The following is a 16,264-nucleotide window of genomic DNA, read 5'->3' as shown; positions in this document are numbered from 1 at the left end:
AACACGACATGGCACCAGAACGATTCCACGAGCAGTTCGAGCACATCCGGCGCTCCCTGCCGGACGTCCCCCTCACCATGGGGCCCGACGACACCCCGGGCCTCCTCTACGAGAAGGGTGTCGTCCTCGTCCGGGGCGGTGAGGAGGCCCGGTTCGTCGAGGACGCCGTGCGCGCCCACTTCACCGAGACCCCGGGCCTCGTCCCCGACCACGTGGGACGCGTGGACCCGCCGGCGGACCGCACCGGCGTCACCCGGATCCGGGTCGGCGACCCGGCCGGGGGCGAGGACACCGTGCCGCACGCGCTGCGCGCCGTACGGGCGGCCGAGCGGCGCGGGGGCCGCCGGCTGGCCGGCCGCAACCACGTGCTGCACATCGCGGTCAACGCCTGCCCCGGCGACGAGCCCGTGCCCGCCCCGCGCACCGAGGACGCCAACCCGGCCGTCTCCGGGGGCGGTCACGACCCGGCCACCGCGGTCGGTGTCCTCGTGATCGACACCGGTCTGGTGCACGACCACCTCGCCTACCCGCCGCTCGCCCACACCACCGGCGACGCCCAGCTTACCGAGACCGGCGGCGACGGGGTGCTCCACCAGTACGTCGGCCACGGCACGTTCATCGCCGGGATCGTCGCGGCCCTCGCGCCCAACACCGACATCACCGTCCGGGGCACCCTCAACGACGCCGGTGCCGTCCTGGAGTCCGAGTTCGCCGGCCGGCTCTTCGAGGCCGTCGACCGGGACGGCTGGCCGGACATCATCAGCCTCTCCGCCGGCACCCCCGGCGCCGACACCGACGGCCTGATCGGTCTCGACACGTTCATGCGGGAACTGCGCGACCGGCGCACCCTGCTGGTCGCCGCCGCCGGCAACAACGGCAGCGACACCCCGTTCTGGCCCGCCGCCTACGCCGCCCTGCCCGAGTACGCCGACTGCGTGCTCTCGGTCGGCGCCCTGCGCGCGGACGGCGAGTCCGGGGCCTGCTTCACCAACCACGGCCCCTGGGTGCGCGTCCATGCCCCCGGCGAGCGCCTCACCAGCGCCCTCACCGGCTTCGTCACCCCCGTGCCGTACGTCTACCAGCACTCCACCTACGACGACTGCCGGTTCGGCTCCGACTACGCCTGTACCTGCCTGTACCCCCGTCACACCGGCGTGCTGAGCGAGGGCCGGGAGAACACCGGCGGCAAACCGGATCAGGTGATGTTCGACGGCCTCGCGCAGTGGAGCGGGACCTCCTTCGCCGCGCCGGTGGCCGCGGGACTCGTCGCCGCCCGGATGACGGCGTACGGGGAGCGCGACCCGCGGGTGGCCGCCGCCCGGCTGCTGGCGGCCGCGACCGGCCGGGCCGAGGTGCGCGGGGCGCGCGTCCCCGCGCTGCGCCCGCCCACCTGGCGCCCCGTCCGGACCGTGATCCCGGCGCTGCCCGCATGACGGCCGGAACCCTCCGCTCCGCGGCGTACGATGACGTGCCGTACACAAGGGGTGGAGCCGTGGACCGAGCAGAGGTCGGCGCGCTGGTCCAGTCCGCCGTCGACGGGGACGCCGCGGCCTGGAAGGCGCTGGTGGAAGGGCTGAGTCCGCTGGTGTGGTCGGTCGTGCGCGCACACCGGCTCTCGGACGCCGACGGGCACGAGGTCTTCCAGACCGTGTGGTTCCGCTTCGCCCAGCATCTGGGGCGGATCCGGGAGCCCGACAAGACCGCCGCCTGGCTGGCCAGCACCGCCCGCCATGAATGCCTGAAGGTGCTCAGACAACTGACGCGGCTCACCCTGACCGACGATCCGCAGCTTCTCGACCGGGCCAGCCAGGACCGGACACCGGAGGAGTCGCTGATCGACAACGAGGAGGCGGCGGACCGGGCCGAACGGATCCGCCGGCTCTGGCAGGAGCTGGACTCACTGGGCGAGCGCTGCCGGCAACTGCTGCGCGTGCTGATGGCCTCGCCGCCGCCCAGCTACGGCGAGATCTCCGCCGCCCTCGGTATCGCGGTCGGCAGCATCGGCCCGCTGCGCCAGCGCTGTCTGCGCCGGCTGCGGGCCCGGATGGACACACGGGGTGTGGTGTGAACGGCGACGACGAGCTGCGCCGGGAAGCGGTCCCGGACGAGGACACGCACGCGGACACGCTGCTGGAGGAGGAACTGCGCCAGGCCGCCGCCGTCCTGGACCCCGTCCCGGCCGAACTGCTCCAGAGCGCCCTGGACGCCTACGCCCTGCACGACCTGGACGCCCGGCTCGCCGAGCTGACCTTCGACTCGCTCGTGGACGCGCTGCCGGTCCGGGGAGTCATGGACGCGCCGCGCATGCTGACGTTCCGGGCGGGCGAGGTGAGCGTCGACGTCGAGGTCACCGCCGACGGACTGATCGGTCAGGTGCTGCCGCCGCAGCCGGCCCGGATCGAGGTGCTCGACGGCCCCCGGACCCCGCGCCCGGTCGCGGCCGACGCCCTCGGCCGGTTCACCAGCCACACGCCACCGGCCGGCCCGTTCGCCCTGCGGCTGCGCACCGGCGCGGAGGTGATCGTCACCGAGTGGCTGCGGGCCTGAGACGCTCACCGGGCCACGGGCGGCACCCGGAGCCGGCGGACCGTCGTCCGGTGCCGTCTGCCCGGTGACGCCCTTCACCCCGCCGCGCCCCGCCGCTGTCCCGCGGCAGGGCGCCGGCCGGTGGGCGGGCTACAGGGCGTCGACGAGTGTGGCCAGTGCCGAGGCGAGCCGGTCCAGACCCGGCCCGGCGGGCCCGCCCGGCTCGGTCATGTAGACGTCCCGCCGGATCTCCACCATCAGCGCGCCGACCCGGGCGTCGGTGCCGTAGAACTCCAGCGGTACGTACGTCCCCGCGAACGGGCTGTCCAGCCCGGTCTCCCCGCACCCGGCGAACGCCTCGCGCGCGGCCTCGGCCAGCGCGGGCGGGGTGTGGAAGGCGTCCGTGCCCAGGCACACCGGTGGGCGCGGCCCGGCGCCGTGCAGCTCGTAGGGGAGCGGCGCGGCCGGGTACGAGTGCACGTCTATGATCACGGCCCGCCCGGTGGCGGCCAGCCGTCCGGCGACCGCCTCCGTCATGGCCTCGGCGTACGGCCGGAAGTAGCGGGCGAGCAGCGGCTCCGGGTCGGTGTCCGCGGGCCGCAGCTCGCCGCGGTGCGTGGTCCGCGTGTACACGGCGCCCATCCCGGCGGCGAGCATCTCCTCCCGCTCGTCCGGGAACCGCTCCGGGTCCACGACCAGCCGCGACAGCCGGTTCACGAACCGCCAGGGCCGCACCCCGGCGAGCGCGGCGGCCCGCTCGGCGATCTCGGCGGTGTGCGCGTCCGTGATGTGGTCCAGCTCCCGTTCCAGCTCCGCGTCGCCCAGCAGGATCCCTTCCCGTACGTCGTCCGGCACCGCCCGTGCGGAGTGCGGCACGTGCAGCAGGACGGGCGAGCCGGCGGCACCGGGCAGGAGGTCGAAGGAGGACACGGGCGGCTCCCGGGGTGGGGTGGGCGGAGCCTACGGGGACGGTGGGGCCGCGAGCGTCAGCTCAGCGACGCCAGCACCTCGTTCCAGGTGGCCGACGGGCGCATGACCGCGTCCGCCTTGGCCTGGTCGACCTGGTAGTAGCCGCCGATGTCGACCGGGGAGCCCTGGACGGCGTTCAGCTCGTCCACGATCCGCTCCTCGTTCGCGGCGAGGGTCTCGGCCAGCGGCGCGAACGCCTTGGCCAGGTCGGCGTCGTCGGTCTGCCGGGCCAGCTCCTGCGCCCAGTACAGGGACAGGTAGAAGTGGCTCCCGCGGTTGTCGATGCCGCCGACGCGCCGGGTCGGGGACTTGTCCTCCTCGAGGAAGGTCGCCGTGGCGCGGTCCAGGGTGTCGGCGAGGACCTTGGCGCGGGTGTTGCCGGTGGCCTCGGCGAACTGCTCGAAGGAGGGGACGAGCGCGAAGAACTCGCCGAGCGAGTCCCAGCGCAGGTAGTTCTCCTTGACCAGCTGCTGGACGTGCTTGGGCGCGGAGCCGCCGGCGCCCGTCTCGAACAGGCCGCCGCCCGCCATCAGCGGGACGACCGACAGCATCTTGGCGCTGGTGCCCAGCTCCAGGATCGGGAACAGGTCGGTCAGGTAGTCGCGCAGCACGTTGCCGGTGACCGAGATGGTGTTCTCGCCGCGGCGGATGCGCTCCACCGACAGCTTGGTGGCCTGGACCGGGTCGAGGATCCGGATGTCGAGGCCCTCGGTGTCGTGCTCCGGGAGGTACTGCTTGACCTTGGCGATCAGCTGCGCGTCGTGGGCGCGGGTCTCGTCCAGCCAGAAGACGGCCGGGTCGCCGGTGGCGCGGGCACGGGTGACGGCCAGCTTGATCCAGTCGCGGATCGGGTCATCCTTGGTCTGGCAGGCGCGGAAGATGTCGCCGGCGGCGACCGGCTGCTCGATGAGCACGTTGCCGGCCCCGTCGGTCAGGCGGACGGTACCGGCGGCCGGGATCTCGAAGGTCTTGTCGTGGGAGCCGTACTCCTCGGCCTTCTGCGCCATGAGGCCGACGTTCGGCACGGAGCCCATGGTGGACGGGTCGAAGGCGCCGTTGGCCCGGCAGTCGTCGATGACGGCCTGGTAGACGCCGGCGTAGGAGGAGTCGGGGATGACGGCGAGCGCGTCGTGCTCCTGGCCGTCCGGGCCCCACATGTGGCCGGAGGTGCGGATCATCGCCGGCATGGAGGCGTCGATGATGACGTCCGAGGGCACGTGCAGGTTGGTGATGCCCTTGTCGGAGTCGACCATGGCGAGGGCCGGGCCCTCGGCGATCTCGGCGTCGAAGGAGGCCTTGATCTCGGCGCCCTCGGGCAGCTTCTCCAGGCCCTTCAGGATGCCGCCGAGGCCGTCGTTCGGGGTGAGGCCGGCCGCCTTGAGGGTCTCGCCGTACTTCGCGAACGTCTTCGGGAAGAAGGTGCGCACCACGTGACCGAAGATGATCGGGTCGGAGACCTTCATCATCGTGGCCTTCAGGTGCACGGAGAACAGGACGCCCTCCTCCTTGGCGCGGGCGACCTGCGCGGCGAGGAACGTGTTCAGCTCGGCGACACGGAGCACGGAGGCGTCGACGACCTCGTCCTTGCGGACCGGCACGGACTCGCGCAGCACGGTGGTGCTGCCGTCCTCGCCGACCAGCTCGATCCGCAGCGCGCCGTCCTCGGCGATCACCACGGACTTCTCGGTGGAGCGGAAGTCGTTCTCACCCATGGTCGCCACGTCGGTCCGGGACTCGCCGCTCCAGGCACCCATGCGGTGCGGGTGTGCCTTGGCGTAGTTCTTCACCGAGGCCGGGGCGCGGCGGTCGGAGTTGCCCTCACGCAGCACCGGGTTGACGGCGGAGCCCTTGACCTTGTCGTAGCGGGCGCGGATGTCGCGCTCCTCGTCGGTCTTCGGGTCGTCCGGGTAGTCCGGCAGCGCGTAGCCCTTGCCCTGGAGCTCGGCGACGGCGGCCTTGAGCTGCGGGATCGACGCCGAGATGTTCGGCAGCTTGATGATGTTGGCGGCGGGGGTCTTGGCCAGCTCGCCCAGCTCGGTCAGCGCGTCGGGGATGCGCTGGTCCTCGTTCAGGTACTCCGGGAAGAGGGCGATGATGCGCCCTGCCAGCGAGATGTCGCGGGTCTCCACGGGTACACCGGCCTGCGAGGCGTACGCCCGGATCACCGGCAGGAACGAATGCGTCGCCAGGGCCGGGGCCTCGTCTGTGTAGGTGTAGATGATGGTCGAGTCAGTCACCGGGTGCTCCGCTCCACGTCTGCAACATTGCTCGACATCAAGATATCTCGTGACCGGGGTCGGTTGGACAGGGGTCCTGGCCGGAAAACGCGCCGTCGTCCATCTCGCGCGCGATCCAGCGGCAGATCACGTCCACCACGTACAGGTGTTGGGCACGGGTCAGCTCCCGTCCCGCGGGGATGCCGTGCCAGCGTGCCAGGCAGCTCCGGCAGCAGGTGGCGGTGGCGTGCTGGGCCACGAACACCGGGTGACCGCGGTACGGCGTCTGCTTGCCGTCCTTGTACGGCTCGGCCGGCGCCAGCCGCCTGGCGACCAGGTCGAACGCGTGTCGCCGGAGGGTCACCGGCCCCTTCAGCGCGGCGGTCGCCCGGTCCCGGCCGCGCAGGTGGAACCGCGCCCGGAACGGCTGCCGGGCGAGCGCGTCCAGCCGCCGGTCCAGGGAGCGGAGCGCGCGGGCCCGGTCCTCGTCCCTCACCGGCCCCCGTCGGCTCAGGCCAGCAGCCGGCGCTTCTGGTTCTCGAACTCCTCGTCCGTCAGTACCCCCTGCGCCTTGAGGTCGGCGAGCTGCTTGAGCTGATCGATCCGGTGACTCATGTCATCGGCGGCGGCGGCGGGGACGGGAGCGGGGGTCGGGGGCGCGGCGGGCGGGGGCGGCGGGGCCTGCTGCTGTGCGTACTGCTGCTGGTCGTACGCCTGCTGCTGGTCGTAGTCCTGCTGCGCCCAGCGGCCCGCCTGCCGCCGTGAGACACGGTTGGACACGGCGGTGGCGGTTCCGGCGACGACGGCTGTGCGTGCGACGCCCCGAAGCAGTCCGGGCATGTCGGTCATCTCCCAAGTCGATGCGCCGGCCGGTGCGGGACCGGCTCAGGCGGCTGCGGAACCGCCGGGGGGCACGGTGTCCTCGATGGCGTCCAGCGAGGCGAGCAGGGCCTGTACGGGGATGCGGCCGCCCGCGACGAGCTGGGCCCCGCTGCGCCGCAGCGCACGGGCCAGCGGGGCCGCCCACAGGTTCTCGTACACCAGCACCGCGGACGCGTTGCCGGGTTCGAGGGCGTTGGCGGCCTCCTCCAGGTCGCTCTGGTCCAGCACCCCGGACGAGGCTCCCTCGAAGACGGACAGGTCCATCTCGTCGCCGAGGTCCCTCAACTCCAGTGCGACGACCGAACCGTCCGCCTCCTTGCGTACGAACGCCAGGTCGATGATGCGGACGATGCCGCGCTCGGCCAGCTCGACCAGCAGGGGGAACGCCTCGCCCGTCATGCGGTTCCCGGGGAACTCGATGACCAGGTAGTCGACGGGGCCCATCTCTTCGACACTCTCCATGGCCACTCCTCATCGAAGCCGGACAGGAGCCGGGACCGTTCGCCCGTCCGGCCCTGCCGTTGCCCCGGCAGCGCCTTCGCGGCCGACGGCCGGCAGCACCCGCCTGCCATTCCAGCACGCGCCGCGGGGCCCCGCACTTCCGCGCCCGCGCGGGATCAGCCGGTGAGCTGGTAGATGCTCTTCCCCATCAGCCAGCAGCCCAGCACCAGGCAGATGGTGACCAGCGCCTGCTCCTGGTGACCCGCCAGCCACGCCCGCAGCCGCAGCAGCCGCACCTTCGCCCGGACGGGACTGAACACCACGTACAGCTCGACGGCGAGCAGGCCGGCGGTGGCGAGCAGACAGAAGCAGAACAGCACGAACCAGGCCGACAGGTGCGAGGTGTCCGCCTCCAGCACGGTCGTCGCGCCGGCCGCGACCAGACCCCAGGGCTGCAGGAGCACGGCGAGTCCGGCGGCGGCCCAGGCCGTGATGCGGTCCGTCCTCTCCGTCAGCCGCGCGGACGACGCCTGCCCGTCGGCACGGGCCACCCCGGGGTCCGTGCCCCCACCCGTCCCGGGCCCCGGCCCGGCCCCGCGGTCCCGGGCGGCGGCGATGGCCCGCCGGTGCCGGTGGCCGCCGTAGACGATCAGCAGCACCCCGATGAGCAGTTTGGCGGCGAGGACGGCCGTCGAGGGCGGTGACCGGGGAGCCGGCGGTTGTCCACCGGTCACGGCCAGGACGAGCACGATCACCACGACGAGACACGCCAGCCAGCTCAGGATGAAGACCAGCCCTTTCCACACCCCCCTCGCCGACCCCAGCACCAGGACGAAACTCATGACGGGCAGCGGGTCGAGCGCGATGGCCAGGGCGATGAGCAGCAGGTCGGGCACCATGGCGACCCCATCGTGTCGGGACACCACGACAGTAGCCAGCAGCCGCGGGAACGACATCTCGTGGCCGTCCCCGTGCCGGCCGGCACGGCGTCCGCCGGGGTGCCGCCGGCCACGTGGCACCCCACCCTGGACGCAGCGAAGGCAGTGGCAGCGAAGGGAACAACGTCATGCCGTCCCCGAGACCCTGATGGCAGCGGGCCGGGCGCGCCCAGAGGCTGATGGCCCGGGCGAAGTCGGCGCACCGGCGGGCGGAGAGCCGCCTGCCGGTTCTCACGCACCTCGCGGACCGCATGGTGTCCGTGAACATCTTCGACTCCGCCACCCGACTGGCCGCGCAGTGCTTCCTGACCGCGGTCCCGCTGCTCTTCGTCGTCGGCCTACGCCCCGCCGGCGGTGCGCCACCAGTTGGCCGGCTCCGTGAAGGCGGTCTTCGGGCTGACCGGGGCGACGAGCAGCGAGCTGGAGCACGTGCTCCAGCCCACGACGGGCGACCTCCAGCAGGCCACCGGCGTCGTGGGCGGGCTGATGGTGCTGCTGTCGGCCACCGCGGTCAGCCGGGCGCTGCAACGCCTGTGCAAACGCGCGTGGGAGATTCCCCGAGCCGGCACCAGGGTCGCCCCCTGGCGGTGGCCGGCCTGGCTCTTCCTGTGGCTCGGTGTCCTGATCCTCCAGGGACCCGTACGGGACGGGTTCGGGGCCGGCGCCTGGCTGGGCGTACCCCTCACACTCCTCGTCCAGGCGGGGCTGTGGTGGTGGACCCAGCATCTCCTGCTGGGCGGCCGCATCGGCTGGAAACCCCTGCTGCCGGGCGCCGTGATCACGGCGACGGTCCTCACCGTGCTGACGGTCACCGCGCGCCTGTACATGCCGCGCGCCCTGAACCGCGCCATGGCCGAATACGGGTCCGTCGGTTCCGTGTTCGTGCTGCTCTCCTGGCTGATCGTGGTCTGCGTCGCGGCCGCCGTCAGCGTCAGCGCGGGCGCCGTCCTGGCACAGGAGCCCTTCCTGGCCCGCCGCCTGGACAGCCCGACACCCCTGCGTGACCGCCGGCCGGCCGCCTCCTGAGGATCTCGCCCGTGGCGTACCCGGCGTCGTCCGTCCGGTCCACCCGGCGTGCGCCCGGGGTACGGAGCTGAGGCAATGGGGCGTGTCCAGGCACCTACCGCGCCGGAGAGCCCCGTGACCGAGCCGACCGACCCGCGCCCGCCGGACCCCGACCGGACCCCGCCGGACCCGGACCGCACGCCACCGGACCGCACCCCAACGGACCGCACCGCCACGGCTCCCGGAGGCGCGGCGCGGCCACCCGGTGGGAAGGGCGCCGGGGCCGCGGGCCGCACGGCGCGCGGCGCGGTCTCGGCCCTGCTCCTCGTGCTCACCTGCGTGCTCGTCCCGGTCGCCCTCATGGCCACCTGGGTGCACGACATCGCGCTCGACACCGACCGCTACGTCTCCACCGTCGCGCCCCTCGCCACCGACCCCGCCGTGCAGAACGCCGCGGTCCACCGCGTCAGCGAAGCCGTGGACGCCCATGTGAACGGCGCGCAGGCCGCCGCGGACATGGCCTCCTGGCTACGGTCCCAGGGCCTGCCGCCGCGCGCCGCCGACGCGATCCGGGGGCTGGGTCCGCAGCTCGACTCCGCCGCCGACCAGGCCGTCACCAAGATCACCACGCGGGTCGTCGAGAGCGACGCCTTCGCCACGGTGTGGCGCACCGCCAACCGCGCGGCCCACAACGCCGTCGTGCACGCCCTGACCGGCCAGGGCCGCGGCGCGGTCGGAGTCAGCGACGGCACGGTCAGCCTGGACGTGGGGACGGCCGTCGACCGGGTCAAGAAGGAGCTGGTCGACGCGGGCCTGAAAGCCGCCGACAAGATCCCGCAGGTGAACAAGGAGTTCGTGCTCTTCCAGTCCGACCAGCTCGCCAGGTACCGCAAGGCCGCACACCTCCTCGACATCGTCGGGAACTGGTTCCCGGTGATCGTCGTGGTCCTCGGCGCCGCCGGAGTGCTCCTGGCCCGCCGGCGCCGCCGAGCCCTGGCGCGCACCGCGCTGGGAGCCTCCCTCGCCTGCCTGGTGGTGGCCGTCGCCCTGGTCGTGGCGCGCCGCTACTACCTCGACCACCTGCCGTCCCAGGTGCAGTCCGAGGCCGCCGCCGCGGCCGTCTTCGACACCCTGCTCCGCTTCCTGCGGGTCAGTCTGCGGACGGCCGTCGTCCTGGGCGTCGTCATCGCCCTGGGCGCCTATCTCGTCGGACCCGGCCGGCTGCCGGTGGCGATCCGCGGCGCGTCCGACCACACGGCGGACTCCGCGGCGCGCTGGGCGGCGGCCCGTCACATCGGCACCGGGGGAGTCGGCTCCTGGACCCTGGCCCACCGCCGGTGGCTCACCCTGGCCGCCCTGCTGGTCATCGCGTTCGTCTTCGCGCTCTGGAACCACCCGACGGTTCTCACCGTCCTGCTGCTGGTCCTGGTGCTCCTGGGGGTCCTGGCGCTGCTCGCCCTGCTCGCGGCCACCGCCCGCGTCCAGCTCCCCGCGGGACGCGGGCGGACGCGTCCGCCCCGGGACGAGCACTGACAGCGGCACCCGCCGTACGGACGCCTCGCCGGGCTGCCCCCGCACGGCGCGGGGGACCGGCACGCGCCGCCCGAGGACCCGTGCAAGGGCCAGGCAGGTCCCGCGCGAACTGCGCCGGGGCCCCGGGCCTGGGATGCTGATCGAGTGGAGTCCTCTCCACGGTCCGACGGACGGGTGGTGACCCAGTGTCCGAGAGGCAGCAGAACGCGACGGCGCCGGCCGTCGCCCACGTCGATCCGCTGGGCGAGCCGTTCCTCCAGACCCGGTTCGCGGTGCCGGCCAGGCCGGCCACCTTCCTGCGCCGCCCACGGCTCGCCGCACACCTCGACCAGGCCTTCGACACCCCGCTGACGATGGTCGACGGCTCGGCGGGCGCGGGCAAGACCCTGCTGGTCGCGGACTGGGCCACCAGGCTCGGCCAACCGGTCGCCTGGCTGACGGGCGAACCGGGGGAACAGGGCTGCGGCATGTTCTGGGCCTACGTGCTCCAGGCCCTGCGCGCCGCCGGCATACCGCTCCCGTCCGGCATCGGCAGCCCCGGGGACGCCGGCCGCGTGGAGCACGGGCTGCTGGTCCGCCTCGCCGACGACCTCAGCGGGCGCGAACGCCCCGTCGTCCTCGTGCTCGACGACTTCGACCGGATGACCTCGGGGCCGGTCGCCGAAGAGCTGGAGTTCGTCCTGCGCCACGCCGGGCCCGGTCTGCGCCTGGTACTGGTCACCCGCACCGAGCCGCTGCTGCCGCTGCACCGCTACCGGGCGGCCGGCGCCGTCACCGAGATCCGGGACGCCGAGCTGGCCTTCACCACCGACGAAGCCGCGGCGCTTGTGGAACTGCACGGGCTACGACTCCCCCCGGAGGCCGTCCGCGCCCTGGTCGAGCGCACCGGGGGCTGGGCCGCCGGGCTGCGCCTGAGCGCCCTGGCCGCCGAGCGGAGCCCGGACCCCGAGGCGTACCTGAAGGAATTCGAGGCGGGCCGCAGCACGATCGCCGACTTCCTGCTCGCCGAGGTGCTCAAGCGGCAGACGGCACGCACGCAGGATCTTCTGCTGCGCGTCAGTATCACGGACCGCTTCTGCCCCGCTCTGGTGGCGGAGCTGACCGGCCGCGGCGGTGCGGAGCCGGTGCTCGCCGCACTGCACAGCCAGAACGCGTTCGTGGAGGACCTGGGACAGTCCTGGTACCGCCTGCACCCGCTGTTCGGGGAGATCCTCAGGGCCCATCTGCGGGCCCGCTCACCCGGTCTCGAACCCGAGCTCCACCGGCGTGCCGCGCGGTGGCTCCGGGCCGCCGGCTTCCTGCCCGAGGCGCTGGCGCACGGCGCCGCCGCGGGCGACTGGAACTTCACCGCCCAGGCTCTCGTCGACGACCTGGCGATCGGCCAGCTTCTCGGCGGGGTGCGCGCGGGCGACCTCACCGAGCTGTTCTCACCGATGGGGCCCGAGGCCACGAGCGCGGCGGCGGACCTGGTGCGCGCCGCCCGCGACCTGTCCGAGCGCGAGGTCGATCGCGGCCTGGCCCATCTGCGCCGGGCCGAGGAGCAACTGGCCGCGCAGCCGCCCGACGCCGCGCTCAGGCTGAGCTGTCTGCTGCTCTGGACCCTGGGGGCCCGGCTGTCCGGTTCACCCGGCACCGCCGAGCGGGCCGTGGCGGCCGCCGAGGAGCTGCGGGGCGAGGTCTCCGCCCGGCTGCTGGAGAAACACCCCGAACTCACCGCCTTCCTGCTGACCCACCTGGGCTCGGCCCGGCTGTGGGCCGGCCGTTTCGACGACGCGCGCGCCACCCTGTCCGAGGTCGCCTCGGGCCCGGGCGGGGCGGCGACCGCGCTGCCCCGGGAGGACTCCCTCGGACAGCTCGCGCTGATCGACTACCTGAACGGCTGGCTCTGCCGGGCCGAGCGCACCGCGCTGGCGGCCCTGACCGAGACGGAGACGTCCGGCGCGGACCATCCGCGCTGCGCCGGCTCGGGCCTCGGCCGGCTGGTGCTGGCGGCCGTGGCCGTGGACCGCGGCGAACTCGCGCGGGCCCAGACCCTGCTGGACGAGGCGGCCGACTGTGGAAACCCGCGCGATCCGGTGACGGCCACCAGCCGGTCCCTCGTGACGGCGGGACTGCTGCTGGCCCGGGACGAGCCCGTGGCCGCCGCGGCGGCGGCCGTTCCCACCGTCCCGGCGCTCGCGGCCTCCCCCTGGGCGGAGGCCCGCACGGCGCTGATCACCTCCGCGGCCCATCTGGCCGAGGGCCGCCCGGACAGCGCCGTCAAGGTCCTCGACGACGTCTCCTGCGCCGGTGAGCCCGCGTACGCGGCCGACATCGCCTGGGCCCAGCTCGCCGCCGGGAACCGCGAGGCGGCCATCGGCCTCCTCGACGACGTGCGGCCCGGGGACCGTACCGGCCCGCGCGTGACTGTCCGGGCCGCGCTGGTGCGCGCCAGGGACGCCGAGGAGGCGGGGGACACCGCCACCGCCCGCAAGCAGCTCGCCCACGCGCTCCTGGAGGCCCGGCGAGAGCGGCTGCGGCGGCCCTTCCTCGAAGCCGGACCCCGTATCCGGCGCCTGCTGGACTCACCGTCCCTCCAGGGGCTGGCCGCGGGCTGGCTCACCCCGGAGGGTTCCGGCCCGCCGGACGGCCCGGGACCGGCCGCGTACGCCCCGCCCCTCGTCGTGGAGGAGCTGAGCGCGCGCGAACGCGAGGTCGTGGACGGGCTGGCCGACCTGATGTCCACGGAGGAGATCGCCGCCCATCTGTACGTCTCCGTCAACACGGTGAAGACCCACCTCAAGAGCGTCTACCGCAAGCTCGGGGTGAACGGACGCGCCGACGCGGTACGCCGTGCCCGCGAGCACGGGCTGATCTGACCCTCCGCCGGGCGGCTCGCCCGTCACGGGTGAGGCGCGTCCAGGGCGCCGGAGCTGCGATGAGGGCGGTGGCCGGGCAGGTCCGCCCGCGGCCGACGGGCCCGCGCGGCCGGCGCGGCGGCGCGACGCAATGCGGACGAAAGGCGACGGCGATGTCCTCGACCGACCAGGCCACGACCCGGGAACGCCGGACCCTGCGCCGCTCCCACGCCGACTACACGGGCGCCGTGTACGGGTCGATGCTCGCCGCGTCCGTGGTGATCGGCGCCTCCGGCCTCGGTGAGTTCCCCCGGCTGGAACTGGTGCTCCTGCTGCTGGTCACCGGACTGGTCTTCTGGGTCGGGCACATCCACGCCCACCTGTTCGGGGCCCGCCTCGCGCAACGCTCGCTGGACCGGCCGACCGTGCTGCGGGTGTGCCGCGAGGAGTGGCCGATCGTGGAGGCGGCCGTCCCGCCGGCCGTCGCGGTGGCCGTCAGCCCGCTGCTGGGCCTGGGCGTGCAGGGCGCGGGCTGGCTGGCGGTCGCGGTGGCCGTGACCGGTCAGGTGGGCTGGTCCGCGGTCGGCGCGCGGCAGGCGGGAGCGTCCTGGCGTCTGGTGGCGGGCACCGCCGCGGTCAATCTGCTGCTCGGCCTGGCGATCATCTCGTTCAAGATCGCGATCACGCACTGATCGCACGGCACCGGTCCGGTGCGCCGGTGCCGGGCGGCGGGTCACCTGCGCCGGGTGAGGTCCCGCGCGGCCGGGCGGAGAAGGATCGCGAGGAGACCGCGACAGGCCGGCGGCGGGAGAAGGCCCATGCGCTACGAGATACGTGTCGACGGACACATGTCGGAGACCCTGGCCCAGGCCTTCCCGGAGCTCGAGCGGGTGCTGATGTCCGGGCAGACGGTCCTGTTCGGTCACGTCATCGACGAGGCACACCTCTACGGGCTGCTCAACCGCTGCCGGTCGCTCGGACTGCGGGTCGTGGAGATGCGGCAACTGCCGGAGTGAGCACCGCCACGGCCCGGCCCACCGCCCGAACCGGCCCGGACGGGATCGCGAGGATCACCCGCGGTGGGTGATCCGGCGCACCGGCCCCTCGGCCAGGCTGTTGAACCGAGGGGCCGTGTGCCGTCCTGTCGGGGATCCGGGGGCGGCCCGGTCAGGGACATGCGAGGAGGAGCCATGACCGAGTCGCGTGGACAGGCGCCGCGGACTGGACATTCGTATCTGTCCGACGGGACGGCCACCGGCCCCACCGAGACCATGACGGTGATCGCCCGCTCCTGGACCTGGACCCTGGGAGCGGCGGTCGTCACGCTCGTGCCGGGCGTGCTGATCCTCGGCTGGCCGGACGAGACGCTGCACGTCCTGGCGGTGATCCTCGGCCTGTGCCTGCTGCTCAACGGCGCGTTCCGGTTCGTGACGGCGTTCGCGCGGGAGGAGCACGGGGAACGGCTGCCCGGACTGCTGGCCGCGGTGCTGTACGTCCTGGCCGGCGTGCTCTGCCTGCGCAACCCGATGCAGACCGTCGCCGCCCTGTCGCTGATCGTCGGACTCGTCTGGCTGGCGTCCGGTGTCCTCACGCTCTACACGGCGATCGCCGTCAGGGAGCTGCCGCACCGGGGCGTGGTCCTGGGTGCCGCGCTGCTCGGCATCGTCGCCGGGATCGTGGTGCTGGCGCTGCCCGCCGAGTCGGCCCGCGCGCTGACCCGCCTGCTCGGTCTGTGGCTCGTGCTGCTGGGCCTGGTCGAGCTGGGTATCGCCTTCGCCTGGCGGGCCGCGCTGCGCAGGAGCGGCGGCACGCTGCCGGGCGCGCACGACCCCACCGCCTGACCCCTCGCGGACACGCTCACCCGCTCCGGGTGAGGACGGGCCCCCTCGTCGTGTGCACGCTGAAAGCGGCTGAAGCCGGCCCGGCGAACCGTAGGTGCCGGCGCCCCGGACGGAGGAGAGACATGAGCGCGCAGACCTATCTCGCGTACGACTATCCACTGCTGAGCGCCTTCTGGACCATGCTGGTGTTCTTCCTGTGGATCCTGTGGTTCGTCCTGCTGTTCCGGATCATCGTCGACATCTTCCGCGACGACGGCCTGAACGGCTGGGCCAAGGCCGGCTGGACGCTGTTCGTCTGCGTGCTGCCCTTCCTGGGTGTCTTCGTCTACCTGATCGCCCGCGGCAGGGGCATGGGCGAGCGCGAGGTTGCGGACGCGCGCGCCCGGCAGGAGGCCGTCGACTCCTACGTACGGCAGACCGCGCAGTCCGGCATGCCACAGCCCAGCCACGCCGACGAACTCACCAAGCTGTCCGAGATGCGCTCCCGCGGTGACATCACCGACGACGAGTTCCGCAGGGCCAAGGAGCTGGTCCTGAGCGGCGCCGGACCGGCCCGTGGCCCCGACAGCGTATCCACCGTCTCCGGGCGCTGAGCGGCGCCCACGGCAATGAATCGAGGACACAGCATGACCGCGACACATCCCACCGGTGCCCACACCCGCTCCGCCAGGCAGGCTTGGGCGGGCGGCCTGACCTCCTTCGCCGGGGTCATGCTGTCGATCGCCGGACTGCTCGCCGTGTTCCGGGGCATCATGGCGATCGCCCACGACGACGTCTTCGTCTCGACGCCCAACTACGTCTTCAAGTTCAACCTCACGAGCTGGGGCTGGATCCACCTGATCCTGGGCGTGATCGCGGTGATCGTGGGCTTCGGCCTGCTGGGGCGGGCGACATGGGCACGCGTGTCCGGGATCGTCATCGCCGGACTGGTCATCATCGCCAACTTCCTCTCGCTGCCGTACTACCCGCTGTGGTCGATCGTGCTGATCGCGCTCTCCGGGTTCATCATCTGGGCCCTGTGCGTGGTCGAGGACGACGACTCGGCCGTGAGCCGGTAGCGGGGACCGGGAGGAGAG

Annotated in this window: 17 protein-coding genes; 11 read left to right on the top strand and 6 right to left on the bottom strand. The window is 73.5% G+C overall.

Annotated features, from left to right (window positions below):
• The first annotated feature begins 8 nt into the window (after positions 1-8).
• Genes D9753_RS04450 through D9753_RS04440 form a run of 3 tightly spaced genes read left to right on the top strand, consistent with a single transcriptional unit; the run spans position 9 to position 2,547 of the window.
• Positions 9-1,433, top strand: coding sequence for a S8/S53 family peptidase (locus tag D9753_RS04450; protein WP_121785805.1), 1,425 nt, complete (start codon positions 9-11; stop codon positions 1,431-1,433).
• Complete coding sequence (locus tag D9753_RS04445) at positions 1,430-2,068, top strand: RNA polymerase sigma factor (RefSeq protein WP_205614053.1); 639 nt, start codon at positions 1,430-1,432, stop codon at positions 2,066-2,068. The genes D9753_RS04450 and D9753_RS04445 overlap by 4 nt, the downstream gene beginning before the upstream one ends.
• Positions 2,069-2,082: 14 nt before the next feature.
• Positions 2,083-2,547, top strand: a complete 465-nt coding sequence (locus tag D9753_RS04440; protein WP_240468429.1) for a hypothetical protein — start codon at positions 2,083-2,085, stop codon at positions 2,545-2,547.
• Between the two features lie 129 nt (positions 2,548-2,676).
• Here D9753_RS04440 and D9753_RS04435 read toward each other — a convergent pair whose 3' ends face one another.
• The 6 genes from D9753_RS04435 to D9753_RS04410 form a co-directional block, all read right to left on the bottom strand.
• Positions 2,677-3,456, bottom strand: a complete 780-nt coding sequence (locus D9753_RS04435) for an N-formylglutamate amidohydrolase (protein WP_121785802.1) — start codon at positions 3,454-3,456, stop codon at positions 2,677-2,679.
• A 56-nt stretch (positions 3,457-3,512) separates the two neighbouring features.
• Positions 3,513-5,732 carry an NADP-dependent isocitrate dehydrogenase gene (locus D9753_RS04430; protein ID WP_121785801.1) on the bottom strand — a complete coding sequence of 740 codons (2,220 nt, stop codon included), beginning with the start codon at positions 5,730-5,732 and terminating at the stop codon, positions 3,513-3,515.
• 37 nt (positions 5,733-5,769) lie between these two features.
• The gene (locus tag D9753_RS04425; RefSeq protein ID WP_121785800.1) at positions 5,770-6,207 is read right to left on the bottom strand and encodes a DUF4186 domain-containing protein; all 438 of its coding nucleotides are present in this window, start codon (positions 6,205-6,207) and stop codon (positions 5,770-5,772) included.
• Between the two features lie 14 nt (positions 6,208-6,221).
• A complete protein-coding gene (locus tag D9753_RS04420) occupies positions 6,222-6,551 on the bottom strand; it encodes an SHOCT domain-containing protein (RefSeq protein ID WP_121790901.1) in 330 nt (109 codons plus the stop codon).
• A 45-nt stretch (positions 6,552-6,596) separates the two neighbouring features.
• Positions 6,597-7,055 (bottom strand): DUF6325 family protein, encoded by a 459-nt coding sequence (locus D9753_RS04415; protein WP_240468039.1) that lies wholly within the window; start codon positions 7,053-7,055, stop codon positions 6,597-6,599.
• Between the two features lie 155 nt (positions 7,056-7,210).
• Positions 7,211-7,957, bottom strand: a complete 747-nt coding sequence (locus D9753_RS04410) for a GAP family protein (RefSeq protein WP_394346684.1) — start codon at positions 7,955-7,957, stop codon at positions 7,211-7,213.
• 369 nt (positions 7,958-8,326) lie between these two features.
• On the opposite strand from D9753_RS04410, the gene D9753_RS04405 reads away from it, so the two are divergent.
• The 8 genes from D9753_RS04405 (at position 8,327) to D9753_RS04370 (ending at position 16,246) form a co-directional block, all read left to right on the top strand.
• Positions 8,327-8,998 carry a ribonuclease BN gene (locus D9753_RS04405; RefSeq protein WP_240468038.1) on the top strand — a complete coding sequence of 224 codons (672 nt, stop codon included), beginning with the start codon at positions 8,327-8,329 and terminating at the stop codon, positions 8,996-8,998.
• A 114-nt stretch (positions 8,999-9,112) separates the two neighbouring features.
• Entirely contained in the window at positions 9,113-10,510 is a 1,398-nt protein-coding gene (locus tag D9753_RS04400) for a hypothetical protein (protein WP_240468037.1), read from the top strand.
• A gap of 185 nt (positions 10,511-10,695) precedes the next feature.
• The gene (locus D9753_RS04395) at positions 10,696-13,368 is read left to right on the top strand and encodes a LuxR C-terminal-related transcriptional regulator (protein WP_121785798.1); all 2,673 of its coding nucleotides are present in this window, start codon (positions 10,696-10,698) and stop codon (positions 13,366-13,368) included.
• Between the two features lie 152 nt (positions 13,369-13,520).
• The gene (locus D9753_RS04390; protein WP_121785797.1) at positions 13,521-14,039 is read left to right on the top strand and encodes a hypothetical protein; all 519 of its coding nucleotides are present in this window, start codon (positions 13,521-13,523) and stop codon (positions 14,037-14,039) included.
• A gap of 126 nt (positions 14,040-14,165) precedes the next feature.
• Entirely contained in the window at positions 14,166-14,363 is a 198-nt protein-coding gene (locus tag D9753_RS04385) for a hypothetical protein (RefSeq protein WP_121785796.1), read from the top strand.
• 174 nt (positions 14,364-14,537) lie between these two features.
• Positions 14,538-15,188, top strand: a complete 651-nt coding sequence (locus tag D9753_RS04380; RefSeq protein ID WP_121785795.1) for an HdeD family acid-resistance protein — start codon at positions 14,538-14,540, stop codon at positions 15,186-15,188.
• Between the two features lie 122 nt (positions 15,189-15,310).
• Entirely contained in the window at positions 15,311-15,781 is a 471-nt protein-coding gene (locus D9753_RS04375; protein ID WP_121785794.1) for an SHOCT domain-containing protein, read from the top strand.
• Positions 15,782-15,814: 33 nt separating this feature from the next.
• A complete protein-coding gene (locus D9753_RS04370) occupies positions 15,815-16,246 on the top strand; it encodes a DUF7144 family membrane protein (RefSeq protein WP_121785793.1) in 432 nt (143 codons plus the stop codon).
• Positions 16,247-16,264: the final 18 nt, after the last annotated feature.

This window comes from Streptomyces dangxiongensis (assembly GCF_003675325.1).
In the GTDB taxonomy this organism is placed as follows: domain Bacteria; phylum Actinomycetota; class Actinomycetes; order Streptomycetales; family Streptomycetaceae; genus Streptomyces; species Streptomyces dangxiongensis.
This window is presented reverse-complemented; position numbering and strand designations above follow the sequence as displayed.